This is a genomic window from Cellulosimicrobium cellulans, assembly GCF_016907755.1.
GTDB lineage: Bacteria > Actinomycetota > Actinomycetes > Actinomycetales > Cellulomonadaceae > Cellulosimicrobium > Cellulosimicrobium cellulans_D.
In genome coordinates, this window is sequence record NZ_JAFBCN010000001.1 from 1 (window position 1) to 23,434 (window position 23,434).

General features: G+C 76.1%; 19 protein-coding genes. 8 read left to right on the forward strand and 11 right to left on the reverse strand.

Annotated features, from left to right (window positions below; all coding sequences use genetic code 11):
• Together JOE63_RS00005 and JOE63_RS00010 are read right to left on the reverse strand one after the other, a co-directional pair.
• Window positions 1-491 (reverse strand): redoxin domain-containing protein (locus JOE63_RS00005; protein WP_204538037.1); only part of this gene is annotated, 491 nt, incomplete at its 3' end.
• Between the two features lie 52 nt (window positions 492-543).
• Window positions 544-1,116 (reverse strand): MauE/DoxX family redox-associated membrane protein, encoded by a 573-nt coding sequence (locus JOE63_RS00010; RefSeq protein ID WP_204538040.1) that lies wholly within the window; start codon window positions 1,114-1,116, stop codon window positions 544-546.
• 267 nt (window positions 1,117-1,383) lie between these two features.
• Between JOE63_RS00010 and JOE63_RS00015 the strand changes: the two genes are divergently transcribed.
• Window positions 1,384-3,159, forward strand: coding sequence for a discoidin domain-containing protein (locus JOE63_RS00015; protein WP_087470200.1), 1,776 nt, complete (start codon window positions 1,384-1,386; stop codon window positions 3,157-3,159).
• 237 nt (window positions 3,160-3,396) lie between these two features.
• Window positions 3,397-4,449: a LacI family DNA-binding transcriptional regulator gene (locus JOE63_RS00020; RefSeq protein ID WP_087470201.1), complete on the forward strand. Its 1,053-nt coding sequence runs from the start codon at window positions 3,397-3,399 to the stop codon at window positions 4,447-4,449.
• 101 nt (window positions 4,450-4,550) lie between these two features.
• On the opposite strand, the gene JOE63_RS00025 is transcribed toward JOE63_RS00020, so the two are convergent.
• The 4 genes from JOE63_RS00025 to JOE63_RS00040 form a co-directional block, all read right to left on the reverse strand.
• On the reverse strand, window positions 4,551-4,829 hold the full coding sequence (locus JOE63_RS00025) for a hypothetical protein (protein WP_087470202.1): 279 nt from the start codon (window positions 4,827-4,829) through the stop codon (window positions 4,551-4,553).
• Between the two features lie 23 nt (window positions 4,830-4,852).
• Window positions 4,853-6,136 (reverse strand): inorganic phosphate transporter, encoded by a 1,284-nt coding sequence (locus JOE63_RS00030; protein ID WP_087470203.1) that lies wholly within the window; start codon window positions 6,134-6,136, stop codon window positions 4,853-4,855.
• A gap of 179 nt (window positions 6,137-6,315) precedes the next feature.
• Entirely contained in the window at window positions 6,316-8,049 is a 1,734-nt protein-coding gene (locus JOE63_RS00035; RefSeq protein WP_204538043.1) for a hypothetical protein, read from the reverse strand.
• Between the two features lie 64 nt (window positions 8,050-8,113).
• Window positions 8,114-8,965, reverse strand: coding sequence for an NUDIX hydrolase (locus JOE63_RS00040; protein ID WP_204538046.1), 852 nt, complete (start codon window positions 8,963-8,965; stop codon window positions 8,114-8,116).
• 95 nt (window positions 8,966-9,060) lie between these two features.
• On the opposite strand from JOE63_RS00040, the gene JOE63_RS00045 reads away from it, so the two are divergent.
• From JOE63_RS00045 to JOE63_RS00055, 3 genes are all read left to right on the forward strand, one after another.
• Entirely contained in the window at window positions 9,061-10,131 is a 1,071-nt protein-coding gene (locus tag JOE63_RS00045) for an SPFH domain-containing protein (protein ID WP_204538049.1), read from the forward strand.
• A gap of 2 nt (window positions 10,132-10,133) precedes the next feature.
• On the forward strand, window positions 10,134-11,051 hold the full coding sequence (locus JOE63_RS00050) for a hypothetical protein (protein WP_204538052.1): 918 nt from the start codon (window positions 10,134-10,136) through the stop codon (window positions 11,049-11,051).
• A gap of 151 nt (window positions 11,052-11,202) precedes the next feature.
• On the forward strand, window positions 11,203-11,847 hold the full coding sequence (locus JOE63_RS00055) for a zinc ribbon domain-containing protein (RefSeq protein WP_204538055.1): 645 nt from the start codon (window positions 11,203-11,205) through the stop codon (window positions 11,845-11,847).
• A 15-nt stretch (window positions 11,848-11,862) separates the two neighbouring features.
• Here the strand turns inward: JOE63_RS00055 and JOE63_RS00060 are convergent, their stop codons facing one another.
• Complete coding sequence (locus JOE63_RS00060; RefSeq protein WP_204538058.1) at window positions 11,863-12,828, reverse strand: hypothetical protein; 966 nt, start codon at window positions 12,826-12,828, stop codon at window positions 11,863-11,865.
• On the reverse strand, window positions 12,825-15,200 hold the full coding sequence (locus JOE63_RS00065; protein ID WP_204538061.1) for a S9 family peptidase: 2,376 nt from the start codon (window positions 15,198-15,200) through the stop codon (window positions 12,825-12,827). The genes JOE63_RS00060 and JOE63_RS00065 overlap by 4 nt, the downstream gene beginning before the upstream one ends.
• 73 nt (window positions 15,201-15,273) lie before the next feature.
• Here JOE63_RS00065 and JOE63_RS00070 point away from each other — a divergent pair, with 73 nt between their 5' ends.
• Window positions 15,274-16,110: a MerR family transcriptional regulator gene (locus tag JOE63_RS00070; protein WP_307839867.1), complete on the forward strand. Its 837-nt coding sequence runs from the start codon at window positions 15,274-15,276 to the stop codon at window positions 16,108-16,110.
• 4 nt (window positions 16,111-16,114) lie between these two features.
• Here JOE63_RS00070 and JOE63_RS00075 read toward each other — a convergent pair whose 3' ends face one another.
• Window positions 16,115-17,563, reverse strand: coding sequence for a DUF1254 domain-containing protein (locus JOE63_RS00075; protein ID WP_087470211.1), 1,449 nt, complete (start codon window positions 17,561-17,563; stop codon window positions 16,115-16,117).
• A 140-nt stretch (window positions 17,564-17,703) separates the two neighbouring features.
• On the opposite strand from JOE63_RS00075, the gene JOE63_RS00080 reads away from it, so the two are divergent.
• Complete coding sequence (locus JOE63_RS00080) at window positions 17,704-18,642, forward strand: transglutaminase-like domain-containing protein (RefSeq protein ID WP_204538064.1); 939 nt, start codon at window positions 17,704-17,706, stop codon at window positions 18,640-18,642.
• A 23-nt stretch (window positions 18,643-18,665) separates the two neighbouring features.
• On the opposite strand, the gene JOE63_RS00085 is transcribed toward JOE63_RS00080, so the two are convergent.
• Both JOE63_RS00085 and JOE63_RS21545 read right to left on the reverse strand, forming a co-directional pair.
• The gene (locus JOE63_RS00085; RefSeq protein ID WP_204538067.1) at window positions 18,666-20,390 is read right to left on the reverse strand and encodes a PQQ-binding-like beta-propeller repeat protein; all 1,725 of its coding nucleotides are present in this window, start codon (window positions 20,388-20,390) and stop codon (window positions 18,666-18,668) included.
• A 21-nt stretch (window positions 20,391-20,411) separates the two neighbouring features.
• Window positions 20,412-22,235, reverse strand: coding sequence for an outer membrane protein assembly factor BamB family protein (locus JOE63_RS21545; protein ID WP_204538070.1), 1,824 nt, complete (start codon window positions 22,233-22,235; stop codon window positions 20,412-20,414).
• Window positions 22,236-22,409: 174 nt separating this feature from the next.
• On the opposite strand from JOE63_RS21545, the gene JOE63_RS21550 reads away from it, so the two are divergent.
• Window positions 22,410-23,426 carry a GGDEF domain-containing protein gene (locus JOE63_RS21550; RefSeq protein ID WP_204538073.1) on the forward strand — a complete coding sequence of 339 codons (1,017 nt, stop codon included), beginning with the start codon at window positions 22,410-22,412 and terminating at the stop codon, window positions 23,424-23,426.
• Window positions 23,427-23,434: the final 8 nt, after the last annotated feature.

Genomic DNA, 23,434 nt, shown 5'->3' on the forward strand with positions numbered 1-23,434 from the left:
GCGAGCACCCGCGCGTCGGGACCGACGAGGACGTACGACGGCGTGCCCCGCACACCGAACGCCGCGCTCACCGGTCCGCCGTGCGGCTCGCGGACCAGCGGGCCCGCCGCGCCGAGGACGGGCGCGAGGCCCTGCGGGTCGGCGTCGCCGAGCAGGACCGGGACGACCGCGACCCCCGCGGCGGCGAGCCCGTCCGCCGCCGCGGCGAGCGCGGGGGCGTGCTCGACGCACGCGGCGCAGGTCGTCGACGAGAACGCGAGGAGCGTGCGCCCGCCGTCGAGGTCCGCGGTGGTGAGGGTCTCGCCCTCGGTCCCGGTCGCGTCGAACGCCGGGACGGAGGCGCCGACGGCGAGGTCGACGAGCGGGCGCGGGCTCCCGTCCGCGCTCGGTCCGGCATCGGCACGGAGCCGGCGGATCACGGCGCCCGTGAGGGCGAGGTTGAGCAGGACGAGGACGGTCAGGACGACCACGGCAGCGGTGAGCACGGGCACGGCGGAGCCTCTCGGGGCGGGGGTGGGGCGGGGCAGGACGCGGTGGGGGCGGTCAGGCGCGGGGCGGGGCGAGGAGGCCGGCCACGTCGTCGAGACGTCGCACGGCCTCCACGGCGACGGTCGCGACGACCGCGCAGAGGAGGGCCCCGGCAGGACGGGGCGGGTCCGGCGCGGGGAGGAGGAGGTCGACGACCGGCACGAGCGCGACGGCGGCGAGCACGAGGTTGCGGACGACGTGCCGCGCGGCGACCTCGTCGCCGGCACCGAAGCAGTGGCACCGCGCCCCGGGCTGCTCGCGCAGCGCCCGGCGCAGTGCGGCGGCGAGCACGAGGAGCAGCGTTGCGCCGCCCGTCCCGGCGGCGGCCGCGAGCGCTCCGGCGGGCGCCCTCGCGGCTCCTCCTGCGGACGCCAGCAGCAGGGCCGCGCCGGTCCCGAGCACGACGGCGCTCTCCGCGACGACGACCACGACGGCCAGGCGGCGGGCGACGGGGCGCGGCCGTCGCGCCAGCGCGACGACGGACCCGACGAACTCGCTACGGTTCTCCGGCGAGCGGACCGCGCCGTGGACGGAGGCGGCGAAGACGCCGGCCGTCACCAGGCATGCGACGATCCATGGGTACGACACGAGCCCCCCTTGGCCCTGCTCCAACCATGTCGTGACGATGGCGAGGTCCCGGGTCACGGTCTCGTCCGCCGTCCCCAAGGATCGCGGGGCGACGACCCCGATGTCAATACTGGCTGACCGGTAAGTAAGAAAAACCCATTCGCCCACTTGACCGGCCCGGACCCCGTGGTCCAGGGTGTGAGAGAGCGCTCTATCAGCGCGAGCACAGCGGCTCGCCCGACTCTCCGAGCAGCTCGTGACCCGTCCGACGTCCGAAGGAGCACGTCCATGCGCACCGCGCCCCGCGGCACCCGCAGCACCTCCAGCAGCACCTCCCGAAGGCCCTCGCCACGGTCCCGCGGCCGCGCCCTCGCGGCCGCCACGACCGCCGTCGGGCTCCTCGCCCTCGGCGCGCTCACCCAGGCGCCCGCGACCGCCGCGCCCGGCGACCCGCTCTCGCAGGGCCGCACCGCGACCTCGTCGGCCACCGAGTTCGACTGGAGCACCGCGTCCGCCGCCGTCGACGGCGACCGCGGCACGCGCTGGTCCAGCGCGCACGCCGACGGCGCCTGGATCCAGGTCGACCTCGGCGCGGTCCACGACCTCGACCGCGTCGAGCTCGACTGGGAGACGGCGTACGCGTCCGGCTACCGCGTCGAGGTCTCGACCGACGGTGCCGCGTGGGCGACCGCGTACTCGACCACGAACGGCCAGGGCGGCGACGAGACGCTGCCGCTCGACGTCGCCGCACGCTACGTGCGCCTCACCGCGACGCAGCGCGCGACCGTCTGGGGCGTGTCCCTCTGGGAGCTCCAGGTGTTCGGCGACGAGGACGGCACGGGCGGGCCGGGCGGTCCCGGAGACCCCGAGCCCGGCACCGCGGGCCTGCTCTCCTACGGCAAGCAGGGCAGCGCGTCGAGCTCCCAGACGCTCGACCCGAACTGCTGGGACTGCACCCCGGACAAGGCGTTCGACCTCGACCCGGCGTCGCGCTGGGCCACGTCCCCGGACACGGGCTGGGTCGACGAGGGCTGGATCGCCGTCGACCTCGGCGCACCCGCGCACGTCAGCCGGGTCGTCCTCCAGTGGGACCCGGCGTTCGCGACGGGCTACTCGATCGAGGTGTCGGACGACGGGTCGTCCTGGCGCTCGGTGTTCTCCACCACGACGGGGAGCGGGTTCAAGGAGACGATCCCGCTCGACGCCGACGGCCGGCACGTGCGCGTGCACATGAACGACCGCAGCAGCGCGTACGGCTACTCGCTGTGGGAGTTCCAGGTGTACGGCACCGGCGGCGCGCCCACGGCCCCGCCCGCGCAGCCCGCGGACCCCGACTTCGACGACCTCGACCTCGTCTGGTCCGACGAGTTCGACGCCCCGGCCGGCACGCCCGCCGACGCCGCGAAGTGGCACGTCGACCCCGGGATGCCGCAGAACGCCGAGCACCAGGTCTACACGGCGTCGGGCAACGGCTTCCACGACGGCCAGGGCCACTTCGTCCTCGAGGCGCGCCGCGAGAACGTCGAGGGCCGCGAGTACACGTCGCACCGCATGAACACGTCGACGGCGCTCAACACCCAGTACGGCCGTTTCGAGGCCCGGATCAAGATCCCCGCGGGCCAGGGCCTGTGGCCGGCGTTCTGGATGATGGGCTCCGACTTCCTCGAGGGTCGCCCGTGGCCGTACAACGGCGAGATCGACATCATGGAGAACGTCGGGTTCGAGCCCACGATCACGCACTCGACGCTGCACGCGCCCGCGTACTGGGGTGCCGGCGGCCACGGCGGCCCGGCGACGCTGCCGGGCAACGCGCGGTTCGCGGACGACTTCCACGTGTGGGCCGCGGAGTGGGACAGCGAGGGCATCCAGTTCTCGCTCGACGGCCGCGACACGTTCTACGCGTCGAAGGAGACCGTCGAGTCGACGCGCGGGCCGTGGGTCTACGACCACGAGTTCTACCTGATCCTCAACCTCGCGGTCGGCGGGGACTGGCCGGGCGCTCCCGACGCGAGCACGCCGTTCCCGTCCCGCATGCTCGTGGACTACGTGCGGGTGTACCGGTGAGCGCCCGCACCCGGCGGCCCCTGCGGGCCGCCGGCCCGTTCCCGTGGTGAGGCCCCGCCTCTCCCCGTGACCGGTCCACGGCGGGCGTCCCTCCAGCGCCCGCACCCCGGTGCCCGACGGCGCGGTGCTGCTCCTGCGCCGTCGGGCACCGCCCACGCCCCCGGACCGAGCCCGCCCCGGGGACGGCCCCGGGGATGGTCGGCCGCGCACGCCCGGGCGGGCGGTATAACTGACGCCATGGCTGCCCGTCGCTCCGCCCCCCGCCCGACGCTCGAGGCCGTCGCGGCCGTCGCCGGCGTCTCCCGAGCCACCGTGTCCCGCGTCATCAACGGCGTGCCGACGGTCGACCCGGCGATCGTCGAGGTCGTCGAGAAGGCGATCGACGAGACGGGCTACGTCCCCAACCTCGCCGCGCGCACCCTCGTGACGCGGCGCACCGGCTCGGTCGCGCTCGTCGTCTCCGAGCCGACGGAGCGGCGGCACACCAGCCCCTTCCTGGAGCGCCTGTTCACGGACCCCTACATCGGCCGCGTCACGGCCGGCGCGCAGCAGGTGCTCCGCCCGCGCGACATCCACCTCGCGATCCTGCCCGCCGACCCGCCCGCGCACGACCAGGTCGTGCGCTACGTGCGCCAGGGCCACGTCGACGGCGTCCTGCTCATCACGTCGAGCTCCGGCGACCCGCTCCCGGCGCGGTTCGCCGCGCTGTCCGTGCCCGTCGTGCTCTCGACGCACCTCGACGGCGCGGACGAGTCCGCGGGCGTGAGCTGGGTCGACCTCGACCAAGCAGCGGGCGGCCGGCTCGCGGCGGAGCACCTCGTGTCCCGCGGCCGGACGCGCCTGGCGACCGTCGCCGGGCCGTCCGACGTCCCCTTCGCGCGTGCTCGGCTCGAGGGCTTCCTCGACGCGGTGCGGGCCGCGGGGCTCCCCGAGCCGCTCGTCGTGGAGGGCGACTTCACGCGGGCGGGCGGCGAGGCCGCGGCCCGCGAGGTCCTCGTGGCGCGCCCCGACGTCGACGGCGTGTTCGGCGCGAGCGACCTCATGGCCGACGGCGCGTCGACGGTCCTGCAGGCGGCCGGGCGACGCGTCCCGGAGGACGTCGCGGTCGTCGGTTTCGACGACTCCACGGTCGCGCACCAGGCGCACCCGCCGCTCACGACGGTGCGTCAGCCTGTCGAGGAGATGGCGGCCGAGATGGCGCGCCTCCTGCTCGCGGCCATCGACGCCCCGGAGACCGAGGCCCGCTCCGTCCTGTTCGACCCGAGCCTCGTGGTGCGCGACTCCGCCTGACCTCCCGACGCGGTGCATGACGCTGAGTGCATGAAATAGTCGCGGCCGAATCGATCCGACCGCGACTATTTCATGCACTCAGCGGGGGCTGGGAGCCCGGGTCAGTGGCCGCCGCTCGCGACGAAGGCGATGCCGACCGCGATCGCGACGACGACGACGGCGAAGCACACGAGCGCGCCCACCTGGCGGCCCCGGGTGGCGCGCTCGACGCGCACGGTCCGGCCGTCGGACGTGAAGCGGCCGTCGGGGGTGCCGACCTCCACGGGCACGGCCCGACCGGCGGCGAGCCGGACCCCGAGCGCGAAGAGGGCGGGCAGGCCCGCGCCGACGACGAGGCCGGCGACGACGACCTTGAGCAGCGAGTCGATCTCGACGAACACGGTTCTCTCCTCCGGGCTGCCGGTCAGACGCTCGCGCGCTGGCGCGAGGCGGGTGCGGTCAGGGGCGTGGCCGGAGCCGCGGCCGGCGGCTCGGCGTCGGTGAACGGGTCGGCCGCGTCGAGGCGGCGCTCGAGCGCGGCCTCCCGCGCCTCGACGACCTCGGTCTCGAGCCCGGCGTCCACCGCGCCCTCCTCCCAGGCGTCGTTGACGTTGTTGTGGTCCACGGGCTTGCGGCGCGACGCGACCCAGATGGCGACGGACGTCGCGACGAGGATCGCGAACACGACGACCGTGCCGGCCGCGCCGCCGATCCCGTGCTGGATGCCGTAGCAGGCCGCGCCGACGAGTCCGGCGGCCGGGAGCGTCAGCCCCCACGCGGCGAGCATGCGGCCCGCGACGCCCCAGCGGACCTTGGCGCCCGGCATGCCGACGCCCGAGCCGAGGATCGAGCCGGTCGCGACGTGCGTCGTCGAGAGCGAGTAGCCGAACAGGCCGGACATGAGGATGACGGCCGCGGACGACGTCTCGGCGGCCATGCCCTGACGGGTGTCGATCTCGACGAGGCCCTTGCCGAGCGTGCGGATGATGCGCCAGCCGCCCAGGTACGTGCCGAGCGCCATGAAGGACGCGCAGGCGAGGATCACCCAGAACGGCACGCTCGAGTCGGCCGGGACGGCGCCCGCCGCGATGAGCGCGAGCAGGATGATGCCCATCGACTTCTGCGCGTCGTTGGTGCCGTGCGCGAGCGAGACGAGCGAGGCCGAGCCGACCTGCCCCCAGCGGAACGCTCGGGTCGACACGTCCTCCGGCACGTCGCGCGTGAGGCGGGCGACGGCCCACGTGCCGACGCTCGCGACACCGACCGCGACGAGCGGAGCGATCAGCGCGGGGATGAGCACCTTCGCGGCGACGCCGCTCCAGATCACGCCCTGCGTGCCGACGGCCGCGAGCACCGAGCCCACGACACCGCCGATCAGCGCGTGCGACGAGCTCGACGGGATGCCGAGCAGCCAGGTCAGCAGGTTCCAGGTGATGCCGCCCACGAGCCCCGCGAGGACGACCTCGAGGGTGATGACGTCGGCGTCCACCAACCCCTTCGCGATGGTCGCCGCGACGGCCAGGGAGAGGAACGCCCCGACCATGTTGAGGACGGCGGAGAGGGCGACGGCGGTCTTGGGCTTGAGGGCCTTGGTGGCGATGGACGTAGCCATCGCGTTGCCCGTGTCGTGGAAGCCGTTGGTGAAGTCGAAGGCCAGTGCGGTCACGACGACGAGCACCAGCAGGAGCGTCTCGGTCACGTCGTCCATGGTGGGGTCATCCCCGGAGCGCGCTCGACCATCCTGTGGATTCTTCCGCCACTGTTCACCGACAGTTCATCCGGCGTTCGAAGCCGTTGTTCGAACGCCGGACGGGGCCCGGCCGACCAGGGCCGGACGGCCCGCGGGCACGGGCGGCCCGGCCCTGGTGGGGAGCCGTCGGGCGGGCCTCAGGCGGGGGTGGGCGCGCCCAGGTCGGCGAGGGCGTCGTCGAGGTCGTCGACGACGGTCGCGACCGCCTCGCGCTGCGTCCGCGCGCGCTCCGCCTCCGCCGCGACCGCGGTGCGCGCCTCGGCCAGCTCGGCGTCGAACCGCTCCGCGCTCGCCTGCGCGGCCGCGCGCTGGTCCCGCGCACGCTGCTCGCCCGAGAACCACTGCCACGCCGCGACGACGCCCGCGACGACGGTCACCGCGAACCACGCCGGTGCGACCGCGATCCCGAGCACGAGCGTCGCGACGGCGATCGCCCCGACCCCGCCGACGACGCCCCACGACACCCCGTCGACGGGGCGCGCGAGGAGCTCCGACCGTGCCGTCGCGGCGGATGCCGCGCCGTCCTCGCTCGGCGTCACGGTGACGGACCGGCCGGCGAGGCGCAGCACGCGCGACGGCGCCGGGGTGGCCGCGAGCTCGGACGCGCGCGCGTGGCTCGCGGTCCGCAGGTCGTCGACGACGAGCGGGGCCGCGAGCGCCGCGCGGCCCGGGTCGGACCCGCGCGCGTCCTCGACGAGCAGGTCGACGAGCGTCCCGGCCGACGCGTCCCACTCCGGGCCGTCGTCCTCGGGCGCGCGCCCCACGCGGTCGGCGAGGAGCTCCGCGCGCTCGAGGAGATCGCGCTCCACGGGCGCTCCCTCGTTCACGAGCGACCCGACGACGCGGAGCAGCGCCTCGCCGGGGGTCTCCGGTCGGGCGGGGCTCTCGGCGCCGGGCGGGGCCCCGGCCGGCACGTCGAGAGCGAGCGGTCCCGGCGTCGTCGTCGGCACGGCGATCTCACCGCCCACGACGGCGCGCGACCACGCCGCCCACGCGCGCAGGAGCGGCAGCGCCTCGGGTGCGGCGGTGCGCCGGCGGGCGCCGCCGGACGCCGCGTCGGCGTCGGGCGTGCCCCAGTCGGTCCCGCCCCCGGGGAGCGCGGGCGCGGCCTCGAGGAGCAGCGAGCGCCCGCGGGCCCGTGCGTCGTCGTCGAGCAGCGCCACGCGGTCGGCCAGCGCCGCACGGACGACCGCGACGCCGTCGTCCCCGAGGCTCCCCGCCGCGGCCGCGAGCCACAGCGCGCGCTCCGCGCCCGTCACGAGGACCTCGGCCGGCGCCTCGCCCTTCCCGATCGGAGCAGCGGCGGGCGCCGCGGCGCCGTCGGCGCTGCCCCAGCCCGCCGCCGGGAGGACGGGGGCGTCGAGGACCCAGGGCGTCCACTCGCGCACCAGGCCGGGCTGCCCGACGAGCGTGCACACCGCGACGAGGTACGTCGCGGCCCGACGGCGGTCGCGCAGCAGCGCCTCCTGCGCCGCGTCCGCGTCGAGCCGGCCCGCGGGGAGCTCGGCGACGGCGAGCGCCGCGGGCACGAGCCAGTAGCCGGGGACGTCGGCGAGGTCGGGCGACCGCCGCAGGTGCGACACGTCGCCCTCGCCCGTCACGACCGCGCGCGTCAGGGCGCGCGCCGCGTCGCGGGCGCGCCGGGCGGGGGTGAACAGCGCGAGCTCCTCGCGCACCTCGCCGAGCTCGATGAGCGCGTTGACGAGGCGCGTGAGCACCTCGACGCGGCTCGACAGGTCGCCCTCGAGCGAGCGCAGCCGCCGGTTGAGCGACGCCTCCCGCGACCTCGCCATCGAGGCCTGCGCGGCGAGCTCGTCCGAGAGGGCCTGCATGTTGCCCTGGTCGCTGCGCCAGTAGCTGTACGTCGACATGCGCGCGAGCGTACTCAGCCGCGCGCCCCTGTCGAGGGGGAGTTCTCCCCGGTACCCCCGGCGGTCACCGTCGCGGACGCATGAGCGGCGGGTCGAGGACGGCGGGCACGCTCGCCGGGGCGTCGTCCGGGTCCGCCGTCGAGCCAGGGGTCGCCCCCCGGGCCGGGCCGGTCGTGGGGAGAGATCCCGGGTCCGGCGCGGCGCGGTAGAGGGCCGCGGGGCGGCCGGTGCCGCCCGACGTCGTGCGGCCGGTGTCGGCGAGGAAGCCGGGGGTGGTCGTCGCCTTGCGGGAGAAGTTGCGCGGGTCGAGGCGCACGCCCCACACCGCCTCGTAGACGCGCCGCAGGTCCGCGACGGTGAACTCCGGCGGGCAGAACGCCGTCGCGAGCGCCGAGTACTCGAGCTTGGCGCGGGCGCGCTCGACGCCGTCGGCGAGGATCCGCGCGTGGTCGAACGCGAGGCCGGTGCCCGACGGCGCCCGGTCGCCCGACGCCGTCGGCCCGCCCGGTGCCGCCGCGAGCAGGGTCTCGACGGGGTGCCAGGCCGCTCCCCCGGCGTCGGACCCGGCGTGCACGACGCCGAACTCGGGCGCGAGCAGGAGGTAGGCGACCGAGAGGACCGGCCCGCGCGGGTCGCGGTCGAGCGGCCCGTAGGTGCGGAGCTGCTCGAGATGGCCGGGCGGGCGGACGCCGGTCTCCTCCGCGAGCTCGCGCCGGGCCGCCCGAGCGAGACCTTCGTCCGGCAGCACGAACCCGCCCGGGAGCGCGAGCGCGCCGCGGAACGGCTCGATGCCGCGCTCGACGAGCAGCACGTGCAGGGCATCGTCGCGGACCGTGAGCGCGACGACGTCGACGGTGACGGGCAGGAGCGCGGCGGTCGGCGGGACGTCGGGGGTCGGGCTGACGGACGGGGTCATGCGGCCATCGTCGCACATTAGCGTCAGGTTGACGAGAATGGCCAAGAGGTCTAGCGTCGTTATCGTCAGAACGACGAGAATGAACGGAGACCACCATGGCCACCATCCGCACCTACCCGTGGACGCGGCACTTCCTCGGGAGCCCCACCGGGCACGTCGTGCACCTGCGCCGCGGGCGCGTCGCGCACGAGGGCGTCGGCCAGGCGTTCTGGTTCCGCCCGACGACGTCGGTCCTCTCGGAGGTCCCCGTCGACGACCAGGAGCTGCCCGTCTTCTTCCACGCCGTGACCGCCGACCACCAGGACGTCACCGTCCAGGCCGGGGTCACCTACCGGTTCGCCGACCCCGTGACCGTCTCGCAGCGCCTCGACTTCGCCGTCGACCCCCGCAGCGGCGAGTCGAGCACCGCGGGACGCGACCAGGTGACGAGCATCGTCGGGCGGCTCGCGCAGAGCCGGGCCGCCGACGCGCTCGCCGAGATGCCCCTCGCCGACGCGCTCACGGCCGGCGTGCCACGCGTGCGCGACGTGCTCGCCGACGCCCTGACCACGGACCCTCGCCTCACGGCGACGGGCATCGTCGTCATCGGCGTCCAGGTGCTCGCCGTCCGGCCCGAGAAGGACGTCGAGCGCGCGCTCCAGACGCCGGCGCGCGAGCAGGTGCAGGCCGAGGCCGACCGCGCGACGTACGAGCGCCGGGCCCTCGCCGTCGAGCGCGAGCGCGCGATCGCCGAGAACGAGCTGGCGAGCAAGATCGAGCTCGCGACCCGCCGCGAGCGCCTCGTCGCCCAGGACGGCGCGAACGCCCGGCGCGAGGCCGAGGAGAAGGCCGCCGCCGCGCTCGTCGACGCCCGCGCGACCGCCGAGCGCGCGCGGCTCGCGACCGACGCGCAGGCCGAGCAGGTGCGCGTCGTCGGCGCCGCCGAGGCCGCGGCCGAGCAGGCACGCATGGACGTCTGGGCGAGCGCCGGGCAGGGCACGCTGCTCGCGCTCGCGGTCCGCGAGGCGGCCGGCTCGCTCCCCGACGTCCAGAACCTCACCATCACGCCCGACCTCCTGACGGGGGTGCTCGGCTCGCTGCTGGGCGGCGTGCTCGGTGGTCCCGACGGCGGACCGGACGGCACGAGGTCGGGCACGGCGTCGGGGACCACCGGGAAGGCGGCCTGACGGTGCTGCGCCGACGCGCCGTCGTCGTGCACCGCCGCACGGAGCTCGACGACCTGCTGGACCGGCACGGGACCCGCGGCCAGGCGGAGTTCTTCCTCCGCTCGCGCGGCCGGTCGCTCACCGAGGTCCAGGCGCGGCACGACGCGCTCGGCGCGGCGCGCGACGCCGTCGTGGCCGCCCTCCCCGCGGGCTGGGCGCGCGCGGACGTCGAGCGCGCCGACCTGTCGCGGTTCCTCCTCGCGCCGGAGGACGTCGTGGTCGTCGTCGGGCAGGACGGCCTCGTCGCGAACGTCGCGAAGTACCTGCGCGGGCAGCCCGTGCTGGGCGTGGACCCCGAGCCCGGGGTGAACCCCGGGGTGCTCGTTCGGCACTCCGTCGGCGCCGCGACGACCCTCCTCCGCGGTCTCGGGGGCGATGCCCCCGCGGGCGCTCCCGACCCCACGGCGGTCCTGCCCGTCGACGCGCTCACCATGGTTCGCGCCGACCTCGACGACGGGCAGCACCTCACGGCGCTCAACGAGGTGTTCGTCGGTCACCCGAGCCACCAGAGCGCGCGCTACACGCTGCGGTGCGCGGCGGGCGAGGAGCGGCAGTCGTCGTCGGGCGTGCTCGTCGCGACCGGCACCGGCGCGACGGGCTGGTGGGCCTCGCTCGCGCACGACCGCGGCGGCCGCCCGGCGCCGGGGCGCACCGAGCACCGGCTCGGCTGGTTCGTGCGCGAGGCGTGGCCCTCGCCGGCGACGGGCGTCACGCTCACGGAGGGCGTCGTCGAGGACGGTACGGACGTCGCGCTCACCGTCGCGTCGGACCGTCTCGTCGTGTTCGGCGACGGCGTGGAGGACGACCGCCTCGTCGCCGCCTGGGGCCAGACCGTCACGGTCCGCACCGCCGGCTCGCCCCTGCGGCTCGTCCGCCCCTGACCGCCGGGTGCCCGATTTCACCCGGGTGATCCGCCCGGGCGACGAGGGTCCGTGGGTAGCATCGCTGCGGTCATGGGCCCCCCATGACGTCCCCCTCCCGCGGGCCTGGCCTGCGGGGACGCCGACCCCCGAGCCTGCCGAGGTCCCTGCCATGAGCGCGCCCATCGCCTTCACCGACAACGTCCGCGACCTGTCGAACGCGGGCGGCTACCAGTTCGAGTTCCGGTGCGAGCGGTGCGGCAACGGGTACCGGTCGGCGTACCAGGCGGACCTCGTGGCGAAGGGCAGCAGCCTCGTCCAGGCCGCGGGCCGGTTCTTCGGCGGCAAGGTCGCCGACCTGTCGTACGCGGCCGGCTCGTGGGCCGCCGACCGGCAGACCAACTCGTCCGCGAAGGACAAGGCGCTCGACGCCGCCGTCGGCGAGGTGCGCGACGCGTTCCGCCAGTGCCACGGGTGCGGCGACTGGACGTGCCACGAGGTCTGCTGGAACGACGCCGTCGGGCAGTGCGTGCGCTGCTCGCCCCAGCAGGCGGAGGAGCTCGCCCAGCTCCAGGCCGAGGCCCGCCGCTACCAGCTCCAGGAGCAGCTCCGGACGACCGACCTGGTCGGCGGCGCGGACCTGCGGACGCCGGTCGTCACGCAGTGCCCGTCGTGCGCGGCCAAGGTCGACGGCGGCAGGTTCTGCGGCGAGTGCGGCGAGCGCCTCGCGCAGGTCGCCGCATGCCGCGAGTGCGGTACCGACAACGCCGCCGGTGCGCGCTTCTGCGCGGAGTGCGGCAGCCCGCAGGCCGCCTGACCACGTCCCGTTACGTCAGCCTCGTTTCGGGTCGTCGTCCTGGGAGCGCTCGCGCGCCTCGCGGTCCCGGCGCGCCCGGCGCGCCCGCAGCACCGCCTCGCGGCGCTCGCCGATGGCGTCGCTCGACAGGCTCGTCAGGTGGTCCTGCGCGCCGCGCGCCGCGGCGCGTTCCGCCTCGACGCGGGCCCGGTGCTCGGCGGACTGCGGGCGCGTGCGGACGACGCGCGGGTCGATCCGGTACTGGTCGCCGCGCCGCTCGAGGCGGCGCTGCGCCGCCAGTCGGGCGCGCTCGCGGTGGAACCGCCACGTCCAGGCCCGGCGCAGCGCGACCACGGACCACAGCGCGAACGGGACGGCGGCCACGACGAGCCCGGTCCGCCAGCCCGACGGCAGCGCCGTCGACGCCCCGGTGCTCGCGAGCGCCCAGGCGATCCCCACCGGGACCGCGGGCCAGAACTCGCGGAAGTCCAGGTTCCACCCGCAGGCGTAGAAGCGCACGAGCGTGTCCGTGAGCCGCGTGCGCCGCTGCGGCTGGAGCGACATCGCCACCGGCCCCGGCACGGGCGGGCCGAGCGTCGTGCCGGGAGCGACGTGGCTCGTGAAGGACAGCCGGTCGCCGCGGTACGACGGCCGCAGCGCCCGCCCGGCGTACACGAAGGACAGCGCCGCGAGCGGCCAGATCGCGCACGACAGGTACCAGGCGACCGGCCCGGCGAGCACGACGACGATCGGCGCGACGACGGCGAGCCGGCCCAGCACGGCGCCGGGCGAGACCACGAGCTCGGCCCACGGCTCCTGGTCCGCGGGCGGCTCGAACAGCCCGTACGCCGCGACCGCGAGGTACAGGCCGACGACGAACAGCCCGATCGCCGTCCACACCAGCCCGATCGCGAGGTAGCCGACCGGGCGCAGCAGCAGCGCCGCCGTCCCCGGGGGCGTCGCGTCGCGCGCGGTCCGCGGGTCGGGCGTCGAGCGCGTCACCGCCCCGCGAGCCCGAGCACGTCGAGGACCCACGCGTCCTCGTACGCGACCTCGCGCCAGCCCTCGTACCGGCCCGAGACGCCGCCGTGCCCGGCGTGCATCTCGATCTTGAGCAGCGCGGGGGCCCCGGCGGCGCGCAGGCGCGCGACCCACTTGGCCGGCTCGACGTACAGCACGCGCGTGTCGTGGAGCGACGTCACGGCGAGGATCCGCGGGTAGCGGGCCGCGTCGTCGGGCACGTTCTCGTACGGGGTGTACGTGCGCATGTACCGGTAGACCTCGGGGTCGTGCAGGGGGTCGCCCCACTCGTCCCACTCGACGACGGTCAGCGGCAGGGACGGGTCGAGGATCGACGTGAGCGCGTCGACGAACGGCACCTGCGCGAGCACGCCCGCGAACAGCTCGGGCGCGAGGTTGGTCACCGCGCCCATGAGCAGCCCGCCCGCCGAGCCGCCCTGTGCGACGAGGCGCTCCGGGGTCGTCCAGCCCGCGTCGACGAGGTGGCGCGCGACCGCGACGAAGTCGGTGAACGTGTTCCGCTTGGTGAGCGTCTTGCCCTCGTCGTACCAGCGGCGCCCCATCTCGCCCCCGCCGCGCACGTGCGCGACGGCGAACACGACCCCGCGGTCCAGCAGCGACAGGCGCGAGACGGAGAAGCCCGGGTCGATGCTGATCTCGTACGACCCGTAGCCGTAGAGCAGCAGCGGCGCGGGCTCGGCGCCCGTGCCCGTCGCGTCGAGCCCGACGGCGTCGCGCCGCCACACGAGCGAGACCGGCACCTGCGTCCCGTCCTCGGCCGTGGCCCACTCGCGGCGCTGCACGTAGTCCGCGGCGTCGTACCCGCCGAGCACGGGCTGCTGCTTGAGCAGCGTGAGCTCGTCGGTCTCGACACGCAGGTCGTAGACCGTCGACGGCGTGACGAAGCTCGCGTAGGACAGGCGCACGTTCGGCTGGTCCCACTCGGGGTTCCCGGCGAGCGCGGCGGTGTACAGCGGCTCGTCGAACGGCACCTCGTGCACGTGCCAGCGGTCGGCCGGGGGCGCCGGCGTGTCCCCGGTCCGGATCGGGGTCGGCAGGCCGGCGGGGCGCGGCGGCTCGGCCGACGCGAGGTCGATCACCCCGACCCGCGACAACGCGTCCCGCCGGTAGGAGACGACGAGGTGCGAGGCGAAGGCGTCGACCCCTTCCAGCCGGGTCTCGGGATCGTGCGGCACGACGACGGTCGCGTCGCTCGGGCCGGCCGGCCCGCCGGCGGACGCACCGCCGTCGGGCACCCGGGTCACGACGAGCTCGAAGTTCTCCGCACCGTCGTTGTGCAGCACGAGCAGCACGTCGCGCTGCTCCCCCGCCGAACCCGACGTTGCTGTCGTCCCCCCGGCCTTTCCGCCATCTTCGTCGTGCTCGACCGCAGGGAACCACGTGCTCGGCAGGACGGCGTGCTCGACCGTGTACTCGACGCCCTCTCGGCGGGGCCACACGACCTGCGGCTCGGCGGTCGGGTCGGCGGCGTCGATCAGCCAGGTCTCCGACGTGATCTTCGAGCCGACGTCGATCTGCACGAACCGCTGCGAGCGCGAGACGCCCACACCGACCCAGTAGCGCTCGTCGGGCTCCTCGAAGACGACGACGTCCTGCGTCGCCGGGGTGCCCACCTCGTGGCGCCACACGCGCCAGGGCCGCCACGCGTCGTCGACCGTCGGGTAGAAGACGTACCGCCCGTCCGGGGAGAAGACGGCGCCGGGGAACGTCCCGGGGACCTCGTCGACGAGGTCCGTGCCCGTGTCGAGGTCGCGGATCCGCAAGGTGTACCGCTCGTCGCCGACGACGTCGACCGCGTACGCGAGCCGCGTCCCGTCGACGGACACGTCGAACGCCCCGAGCGAGAAGAAGTCGTGGCCCTCGGCCTCCACGTTGTCGTCGAGCAGCACCTGCTCGCCCGGCACGGGCACGCCCGGCTCCAGCACGGGCGGCACCCAGGACGACGGCGCGTCGCTGCCCAGGCTCGCGTCGATCGGCGCGCGCGCCCGGATCGGGTACTGCGAGCCCTCGACCGTGCGCGCGTAGTACCAGTGCGCACCCTGCCGCACGGGCACGGACAGGTCGGTCTCGAGCGTGCGCGCCTTGATCTCCTCGAAGATCCGCTCGCGCAGCGGCTCGAGGTGCGCGAACCGCTGCTCGGTGTACGCGTTCTCGGCCTCCAGGTGGGCGACGACCTCGGGCGACTCCTTGTCCCGCAGCCACTCGTAGTCGTCCTCCACGGTCTCCCCGTGGTGCGTGCGCGGCGCCGGGCGGCGGGGCGCGACGGGCGCCTGCGGCTCCTCCCGCTCCGCGGGGGTCGGCGGCGTGGCGGTCTGCGTGAGGTCGTCAGGCATCTGGCCAGGGTAGTGCCGCCCGACGGCGCGCGGTCGCCGTGGCGCGTCCCGCACCGGTCGTTACGCTCGACGCGTGACGGAGGAGCAGGGGGCGCGCCGGACGACGACGTCGCTCACGAGCGGCGAGATGGTGCGCGCGTCGGGGCTGTCCATCAAGGCGCTGCGGCTCTACGACGCGAACGGGCTGCTCGTCCCGGCCCGCGTCGACGCCCGCACGGGGTACCGCGCCTACGCGCCCGAGCAGGTGGAGCGGGGCCGCGCCCTGGCGCTGCTGCGCCGGATCGACGTGCCGCTCGCGCGCGTCCCCGAGGTGCTCGACGCCGACCCGCGCGACGTGCGCGACGTCCTCCTCGGGTGGTGGGACGAGCAGCAGCGGTCGCTCGCGGAGCAGCGCGCGACCGCCGAGGAGCTCGCGCGCCGGCTCGCCGTGCGGCGCGGGGAGCCCGAGGTCCGGTGGCGCGACGTCCCGGCGTGCACGGTCGCGACGATCACCTCGTCCACGACCCAGACCGACCTCGTCCCCACGTTCAGCGCCGACCTGCTGACGATCCGCGCGCACCTCGCCGCCGCGGGCGCCGAGGCGGGGGCCGCGCACTGGGTGGTCTACCACTCGCCCGTCGGCCGCGACGTCCCCGGGCGCGTCGAGGCCTGCGTCCCGTACCGCGGGGCGGTCGTCCCGGCCGGGCCGGTCGTGCTCCGCGAGGACCCGGCCCGCACGGAGGCGTACGTCGAGGTGCCGTCGCGCGACTGCCGGTTCCCGCAGATCGTCGGGTACCTCGACGCGCTGCGCGTCGCGACGGGGCAGCCGCACGCACCGTCCCGCGAGGTGTACGCCGTCCCGTGGTCCGACGAGCCGGACGCCGTCGTCGCGGACGTCGCCCTCGCCGTCGGGCCCGGCCCCGCGCGCTAGCCCGTCAGTCCTCGACGAGCTCCAGGTCCCCCGGGAGCCACGTGCGGTCGAACCACGGCTCGAGCGGCCCGTACAGGCGCAGCATCGGGAACCACGACCTGCCCGGGACCGTCCCGACCCAGTTGGACTCGCGCCCTGCCGGCGGCTCCGGACCGAACCACAGCACGGTGCTCCCGTCGGGCTCCGTCGCGACCGTGCCGCTGAGGCTCATGACGCTGGGGTACGGGTTCGCGGTCTGGAGGAGCGACCGGGTCTGGGTGTCGTAGAGGTCCACCGACCAGAAGTTCTTCGCGGGCGGGTTCGGCGGCAGCACGAGCCGGTACGTGCGCGCCCCGTCGAGGATCCGGCCCTGCGCGTCGTGGGCGGTGTACGCGTAGGCGGAACCGGCCCCGACCTGGGCGTGCGCCATGGCGGGGGTGATGACCGTCGCGAAGAAGTGGAACTGCGTGCGCGCGTCCAGCAGGCGCGCACCGTCGGCGAGGAACTCGTAGGAGCCGCCGAGGAACGCCTGGAGCCAGCTCGACCCGGGCGCGACGCGCGCCTCCGGGTCGCGGGGCGAGTACACGAGCGCACGGCTGATCGCCGCGCCGGCGTGCGCGGCGGTGTCGAGCGTCGCGCGCAGCTCCGGGCTCGGGGCGAACGGGCGGCCGGGCGCGATGCCCACGGCGCGCAGCAGGCCCGCGCGCTCCGGGTCGAGCGCGCTCGTCGGCTCCTCCGCGACGATCTCGGCGACCTCGTCGAAGAACGAGGCGTCGTTGGCGTGCACCGTGTTGACGCGCGACCCGGCGATGTTGACGAACTCGGTCGGCGCAGGGTCCGCCGCGTCGGCGAGCGGGTAGATCCGCGTCTCCTTCATGGCCGGCACGCCGCCCAGCGCGCGCAGCACGACCCAGTTGGTGAACGTCGGCGTCCGGTAGACGAAGTAGCCGTCCGGCACGTCGCCGTCGTAGCCGGGCGGGAGGAACAGGTAGCGCCCGCCCTCGCCACGGTCCGGCCCCGCGATGCCCATGTCCGCGACGTAGCGGAACCAGAAGTCGTCGACGACGCACAGCGACTGCTTCGGCGGCTCGATGACGAGCGGTCCCGTCTCGCGCAGGTCGACGAAGAGCGACCCGTACGTCGTCTCCGTGTTCGGTGTGAGGAAGATGCCGCCCGAGTCCGCCCGCGGGTCGGTGTACCCGACCTGGTTCGACCGCAGGAGCCCGAGGCTGCGGAACCCGCGCCGCATCGCCACGAGCGAGGCGCCGGGCACGGTGCTGAGGAACGCCTCGACCCCGCGCAGGAAGTCCAGCGACCCGTAGAGCCGGCCGACCGACTCCTCGGTCGGCACGCCGTCGACCAGCTCGAACCGCCCCAGCGGCGTGTCCAGCGGAGACGGGGTGCTCACCGCGGCCAGCGCCGCGGCCAACGCGTCGTCGGTCGAGGTGCTCGTATCGGTGCTCGCGTCGGACATGGCTCAGGCTCCTTCGTCGGTCGGTGCACGGCGCGCGCGCTCGACGCCGAGCGGCTGCGCCGACCGTAGGGCGGGCGCGACCGCACCGCCACCGGAACGCGGCTTGACCCTGCCCCTGGGGCGGGCCCGAGGCTCGCGGCATGGACGTCTCGCGCTACGCCGCCCACAGCCCCTACTCCGACCCGCGCCACCACGCCCCGCTCCTCGCGGCCGTGGCGCCCGACCCGGCGAGCCTGCACGCGGCGGTGAACCACGCCGTCGTGCACTACCGCGCCGGGGAGACGGCACCCACCCCGGCCCAGTGCGCGGACGTCGACCGACGCTGGGTCGCGTCGATCCTCGACGCCGCGACGGAGCGGGCACCCGGCGCGCCGCTCGCCGCCACGCGGCCCGCGGACGCGCAGGTCGGGGGATGCTGCCGCGACCACTCGCTCCTCGCCGTCGCCGTGCTCCGCGAGCACGGCGTCCCGGCCCGGACGCGCCTCGGGTTCGCGGACTACCTCGGGGCGGACGGGTTCCACCACGACCACGTCGTGGTGGAACGGCACGACGGCGCACGGTGGGTCCGGTCCGACCCCGAGATCGCGCCCGCCGGCGTCGCGTTCGACCCGTTCGACCTGCCGACGGGCGAGGGGTCCCCGTTCGAGACCGCGGCCGAGGCCTGGACGGCGTACCGTGCCGGGCGGCGCGACCTCGCCGACCACGGTGCCGGCCCCGACCTGCCCTGGCTGACCGGGCCCGGGTTCGTGCAGCGGTACGTGCTCGCCGACCTCGCGCACCGGCAGCGGCACGAGCTCCTGCTGTGGGACGTGTGGGGCGCGTCCGCCCTGCCCGGCGCCACCCCGGACGACCGCGCCGTCGCGCTCACGGACCGGGTCGCCGAGCTCACGCTCCTCGCCGACGCGGGCGACCGGACCGCCGAGGCGGCGCTCACCGTCCTGTGGGCCACCGACGACCGCCTGCGGCCGGGACGCTACGTGACGACGTGGTCGCCCACCGGCCGACTGGGCTGGACCGACCTCACGGCGCGCCGGACCGGCTGGGCCGCCGTCCCGCGGGACGCGGTGCTCGTCGGGTGAGCCCGGCCGAGCCGGGGCGCGGCTCACCCCAGCAGCGTGACCGTCTGCCCGTCCCAGCGCAGGAGCCGACCCTGCACGGGGACGAACGACGCCTGCTCCCCGTCCAGGTCCTGCTCCCAGACGACCGAACCGGACGACAGCTCGAGCGCGACCACGCGCGGGTGCGTCCCCGTCGCCGGGTCGACCAGCACCAGGATCGCGCACCGCCCGTCCGTGAAGGCCTGCGTCACCATCGCCGACCAGCCCTCGTAGCCCCCGAGGTCGTCGAGGAACCGTGACCACGTCTGCTCGCCGGACAGCGCGTCCAGCCCGAACACCGTGCTCGCCGTCCCGACGACGGCCGTGCCCTCCGCGAGCACGTAGACGGCCTCCGGGACGCGCGCGCCGTCGTACGTCCACAGGCGCGCACCCTCGTCGTCGTACGCGCGCAGGTCGATCCCGTCGCGCACGAGGAGCACGCCGGGCGCCGGGTCGTCGGTCGCCTGCGGGTCGAGCAGCTCGCCCGGGACGTCGAGGACAGGCACCCCGGCGGCGTCCAGCACGCGGTCGGCGCGCAGCGCCCCGGTCGTGCCCTGCCGGTCCGCGTCCACGAGGAACCGACCGCCCGCGAGCGGCACCGCGCCGTCGGTGGGCAGGTCGGGGTCGTCCAGGCGCACGCCGTCCGGGAGGAACGACGCCGCGACGCCGCAGCCGCCGACGTCGACCAGCGTCTCCGTCGAGACGAGCGTGAGCCGCTCCGGGTCGATCTCCTCGCCGCCCGTCTCGGGGTCCCACGTGGTGCACGACCACGGCACGTCCTGGAACGGGAGCTCGCTGCGCCAGCGCACGGCGCCGGTCAGGGCGTCCTCGACCGTCACGACGACGTCCCGCCCCGCGACGCCGTCGACCGACTCCCCGGCGCCCGGGTCGACCGCGACGGGCGGCCCGCTCGGCTCCCCCGGGTTCCCGACGCGCTCGGCCCGGACCAGGCCGCCGTCGGGACCCGGCGCGAGGACCGCGTCGTCCACCTCGACGTCGCGCTCCCCCACGACCTGCCCTGCCGCGCCGAGGACGGTCACGTGCGCCGGGGGGACGTCCGCGCCCGGCTCGGCCTGCGACGGCGTCCGCGGGTCGTACCAGTAGGGACCCACCCCGGACCCCGCGACGCACACGACCTCGCGCGACACCGCGCTCGTCAGCTCCCACGGGCTCCACGACCCGCACACGGCCTCGTCCCCGCCGAGCGGGACGCGCCACGCCTCGGCGCCGGTGGCCAGGTCCAGCGCGACCGCCTCGTCACCCTCGACCGTCACGAGCAGGCCGGGCAGGAACCCGGCGCCACGGTCCGTCGACGCCGGCGCCGTCCACCGCTCTGCCGGGGCCTCGTCGAGCGCGTGGACCGCTCCCCGCGCGCTCTCGAGCCGCTCCTGCGCGTCCCGGCTCGTCACCGCGTCGACGACGAGCATCCCGCCCACGAGCGCGGCCACGACACCCGTCACCACGGCGGCGGCGACCCACCGCCGTCGCCGACGGTCCGCGCCGGGCGCGCGCGGTGCGGCACCCGGGACACCGACGCCGGCGTCGTCAAGGTCGTCGCCGAGCCGCGTCGGGTCGTGGTGCTCGAGACCGGGCGGGGCGTCGCGCGGGAGCGCACCGAGCAGCACGGGGTGGGGCACGTCGAGGAGGTCGGGGTCCACGTCGACCCCGGCCGACTCGACGAGCTCGAACGTGCGGCGGTCGTCACCGCCGTCTCGTCGTCGGAGCGGCACACGCCCAGAGTAGGACGGCCGTCAACCGAGCCGGGCGATCTCCGTCTCGCTCATCCGCAGGAGCCGACCCTGGAGCGGCGCGGCCCAGGAGCCCCCGTCGGCCGACACCTCCGTCGTCCACGCGACGTGGCCGTCGGACAGGTCGAGCGCGACGAGCGTGGTCCTCCCGGCGTCCCAGTCGGAGACCGTGACGATCGCCCGGGTGCCGTCGGTGTACGCCGTGTCGGTCCCCCAGCCCGACCCGACGTCCAGCGCCGCCTCGGCCTCCTCCCTGCCGAACGACCAGCGCTCGCGGCCCGTGGCGGCGTCGAGCCCGATGAGGACGCCGTTCCCGTACCCGTTCGAGATCACCAGCGTGTCGCTCGCCGCGACGAGCACGCTCTCCGGCGTCCCGACCTCGTCCGTGCGCCACAGCTCCGCGCCCGCCTGGTCGTAGGCGACGATCCCCAGCCCGTCGCGCACCACGCGCGGGCTCGGGCGCCCGTCCGTCGACCGGGGCACGACGACCGGGCCGGGCGCCTCCCAGCGCACCGACCCGTCCGGCGCGAGGATCGCGGGTGCCGCCGTGACGTCCCCGCCCGCCGGGTAGCCCCAGCTGTAGTCGTTGCTCGTCGGGTCGCGGTAGTAGGTGCCGTCGCCGAGCGCCACGACGCCGTCCGTCGGGACGCCGACGTCGTCGAGCCGGGTCCCGTCGGGCGTGAACCACGAGGTGACGCCGCAGCCGTCGACGCGCACGAGGCGTGTCTCGACGGCGACCCACAGGTTCTCGAGCTCGGCGCGGGTCGTCTGGGTGCCGTCGGTCTCGCTCCACTCGACGCACTGCCCCGACCGTGCGACGAACGGGAGGTCGGCCTCCCAGCGCAGGTCACCCGTGAGGGCGTCCTCGACCCGGACGACGGCCGGGCGTCCGACGGGCATCTCGCTGATCTCGCCCGTCACCGGGTCCTGCTCGACCAGGGCACCGTCACCCTCCGGCACCTCGCCCACGCGCTCCGCCCGGACGATCGTCCCACCGAGCCCGGGCGAGGGAGCGCCGCCCTCCGAGGTCACCTCCCGACGGCCGAGCACCTCGCCGTCCGCGTCGACCACGGTGACCGTCCACGCCGAGGCCTCGACGCGCCCCGTCATCGGGTCGACCGGCAGCTCGTCCTCGGGGAGCGGTGCGCCCGCCGCGTCGAGGGAGGGGGCCAGGCACACGAGCGTGTCGTCCGGCTCGCCGAACGGCAGGGACCAGACGAGCGCGCTGCCGCACGCCGCGTACGCGCCGACCTCGACGCGCCAGCGCTCCTCCCCCGTGTCGAGCGAGCGCGCGACCGCGGACTCCCCCTCGAACGTCACGAGGGCGCCGGGGACGAGGGAGAAGCCGCCCGGGAGCGTGACGTCGGCGGTCCACTGCTCCCGCGGGGCGTCGGGGAGCGGCTCGACCCCGCCTGGTGCTGCGCGCAGGCGGTCGAGGTCGGCACGGCCGTGCCACGCGTCGACGGCGAGCATCCCGCCGAGCACGAGGGCGACCCCGGCGGCGACCGCGCCGACCACGGCCGTCCGTCGGCCGGAGCGGGACGCCCGGGCACCGCCGGAAGGGGCGCCGTCCGCGGGCTCGGCCGGGTCGGGAGCGTCCTCCGGGCCCGGGACCGGCACGCCCTGTCCGGGTCCGAGCGCGTCGAGGTCGACCAGCGACGCGGCGCCCGACCGGGAGGCGCCCGCGGTGCTGCCGCGAGGAACGGGCGTGGTGCCGGCGGCGGAACCCCAGGCCGGCGAGTCGTCCTCGAGGTCCGCGTCCGCGTCCGCCGACTCGACCAGCTCGAAGGTCAGTCGGTCCCGGGCGTCACGACGGCGGAGCGGCACCCTGCCAGCCTAGGGGCTCCCGCGCTCCGACCTCGCCTCGCACGTGACCGTGGGACGGCCCTCACGGGCCGCGCGGTGACGCCCGGCGACGGCCGCGTGACACGGCCGTGAACTCTCGACGAACTCTGTCCTCGACCTCGGCCGTGACGGTCGCGGCGCCGCCACACTGCCCGTGTGCACGACGAACTCACCGAGCTGGCCCAGCACACCGCGATGCGCCCGCCCGCGCGCGCGAGCGGCACCGTCGCCGACCTCGCGCGGCCGGTCCTGTCGGTCGGCTCCTCCATGCCGGTGGGCCAGCTGGAGGTCGTGTTCCGCAATCCCGACGTCACGTGCGTCGTCGTGCACGACGACGCGGTCCCCCCGCCGGGCGCTCCGGCCGCCGACGCCCACGGTCGCCTCGGCGTCGTGGTGCGCTCGAGCCTCGTCGCCGCGCTCACGGGCCGGCTCGGCTACGGCCGCGCGGTCCTGGAACGCCGACCGGTCGCGAGCGTCACGGACTGGGCGCCGCTCGTCGTCGCGCCGACGGCGGCCGTCACCGAGGTCGCGACCCTCGCCATGTCCCGGCCCGACGACCACCGGTACGACGACGTCCTCGTCCGCGGCGGCCGCTGGGCGAGCGTCGGCGCGGCGGAGCTCGTGCGCTCGCTCGTCGGGACGCTCGCGGAGCGGTCCACGCACGACGCGCTGACGGGCCTCCTCTCGCGCCGCAGCACGTGGCACTCGCTCACCCGGCGCTGCCGGCTGGTCGCGCACGGCGGCACGCGTGTCGCGCTGCTCCTGCTCGACGTCCAGGACATGGCCGGGGTCAACGCGCTCCACGGGCAGGACGCCGGGGACGCGCTGCTGGCCGGTGTGGGCCGACGGCTGCGGTCGTGGCTCCCCGGGGGCTGCGAGGCCGGTCGCGTGGACGGCGACCGGTTCGCGGTGCTCGCGACGCTGCCCGCGATGGGTGACGTCGAGGCCGCCGCGAGCGCCGAGGCCCTGCGCCAGGAGGTCCTCGCCCGGCTCGGCGCGACGGACGGCCCGGCACGGCCGACGTTCCGCACCTCGCTCACGTGGTCCGTCGCCGGAGCGGCGGACGCCGACGAGCTCGTGCGCGAGGGCGAGGCCCGCCTCGCGGCGGCCCGCGTCCCGCCGACCACCCCCACCCCGCCGAGAACGACATGGGTGCCGATATCCGTCGGATAACGGCACCC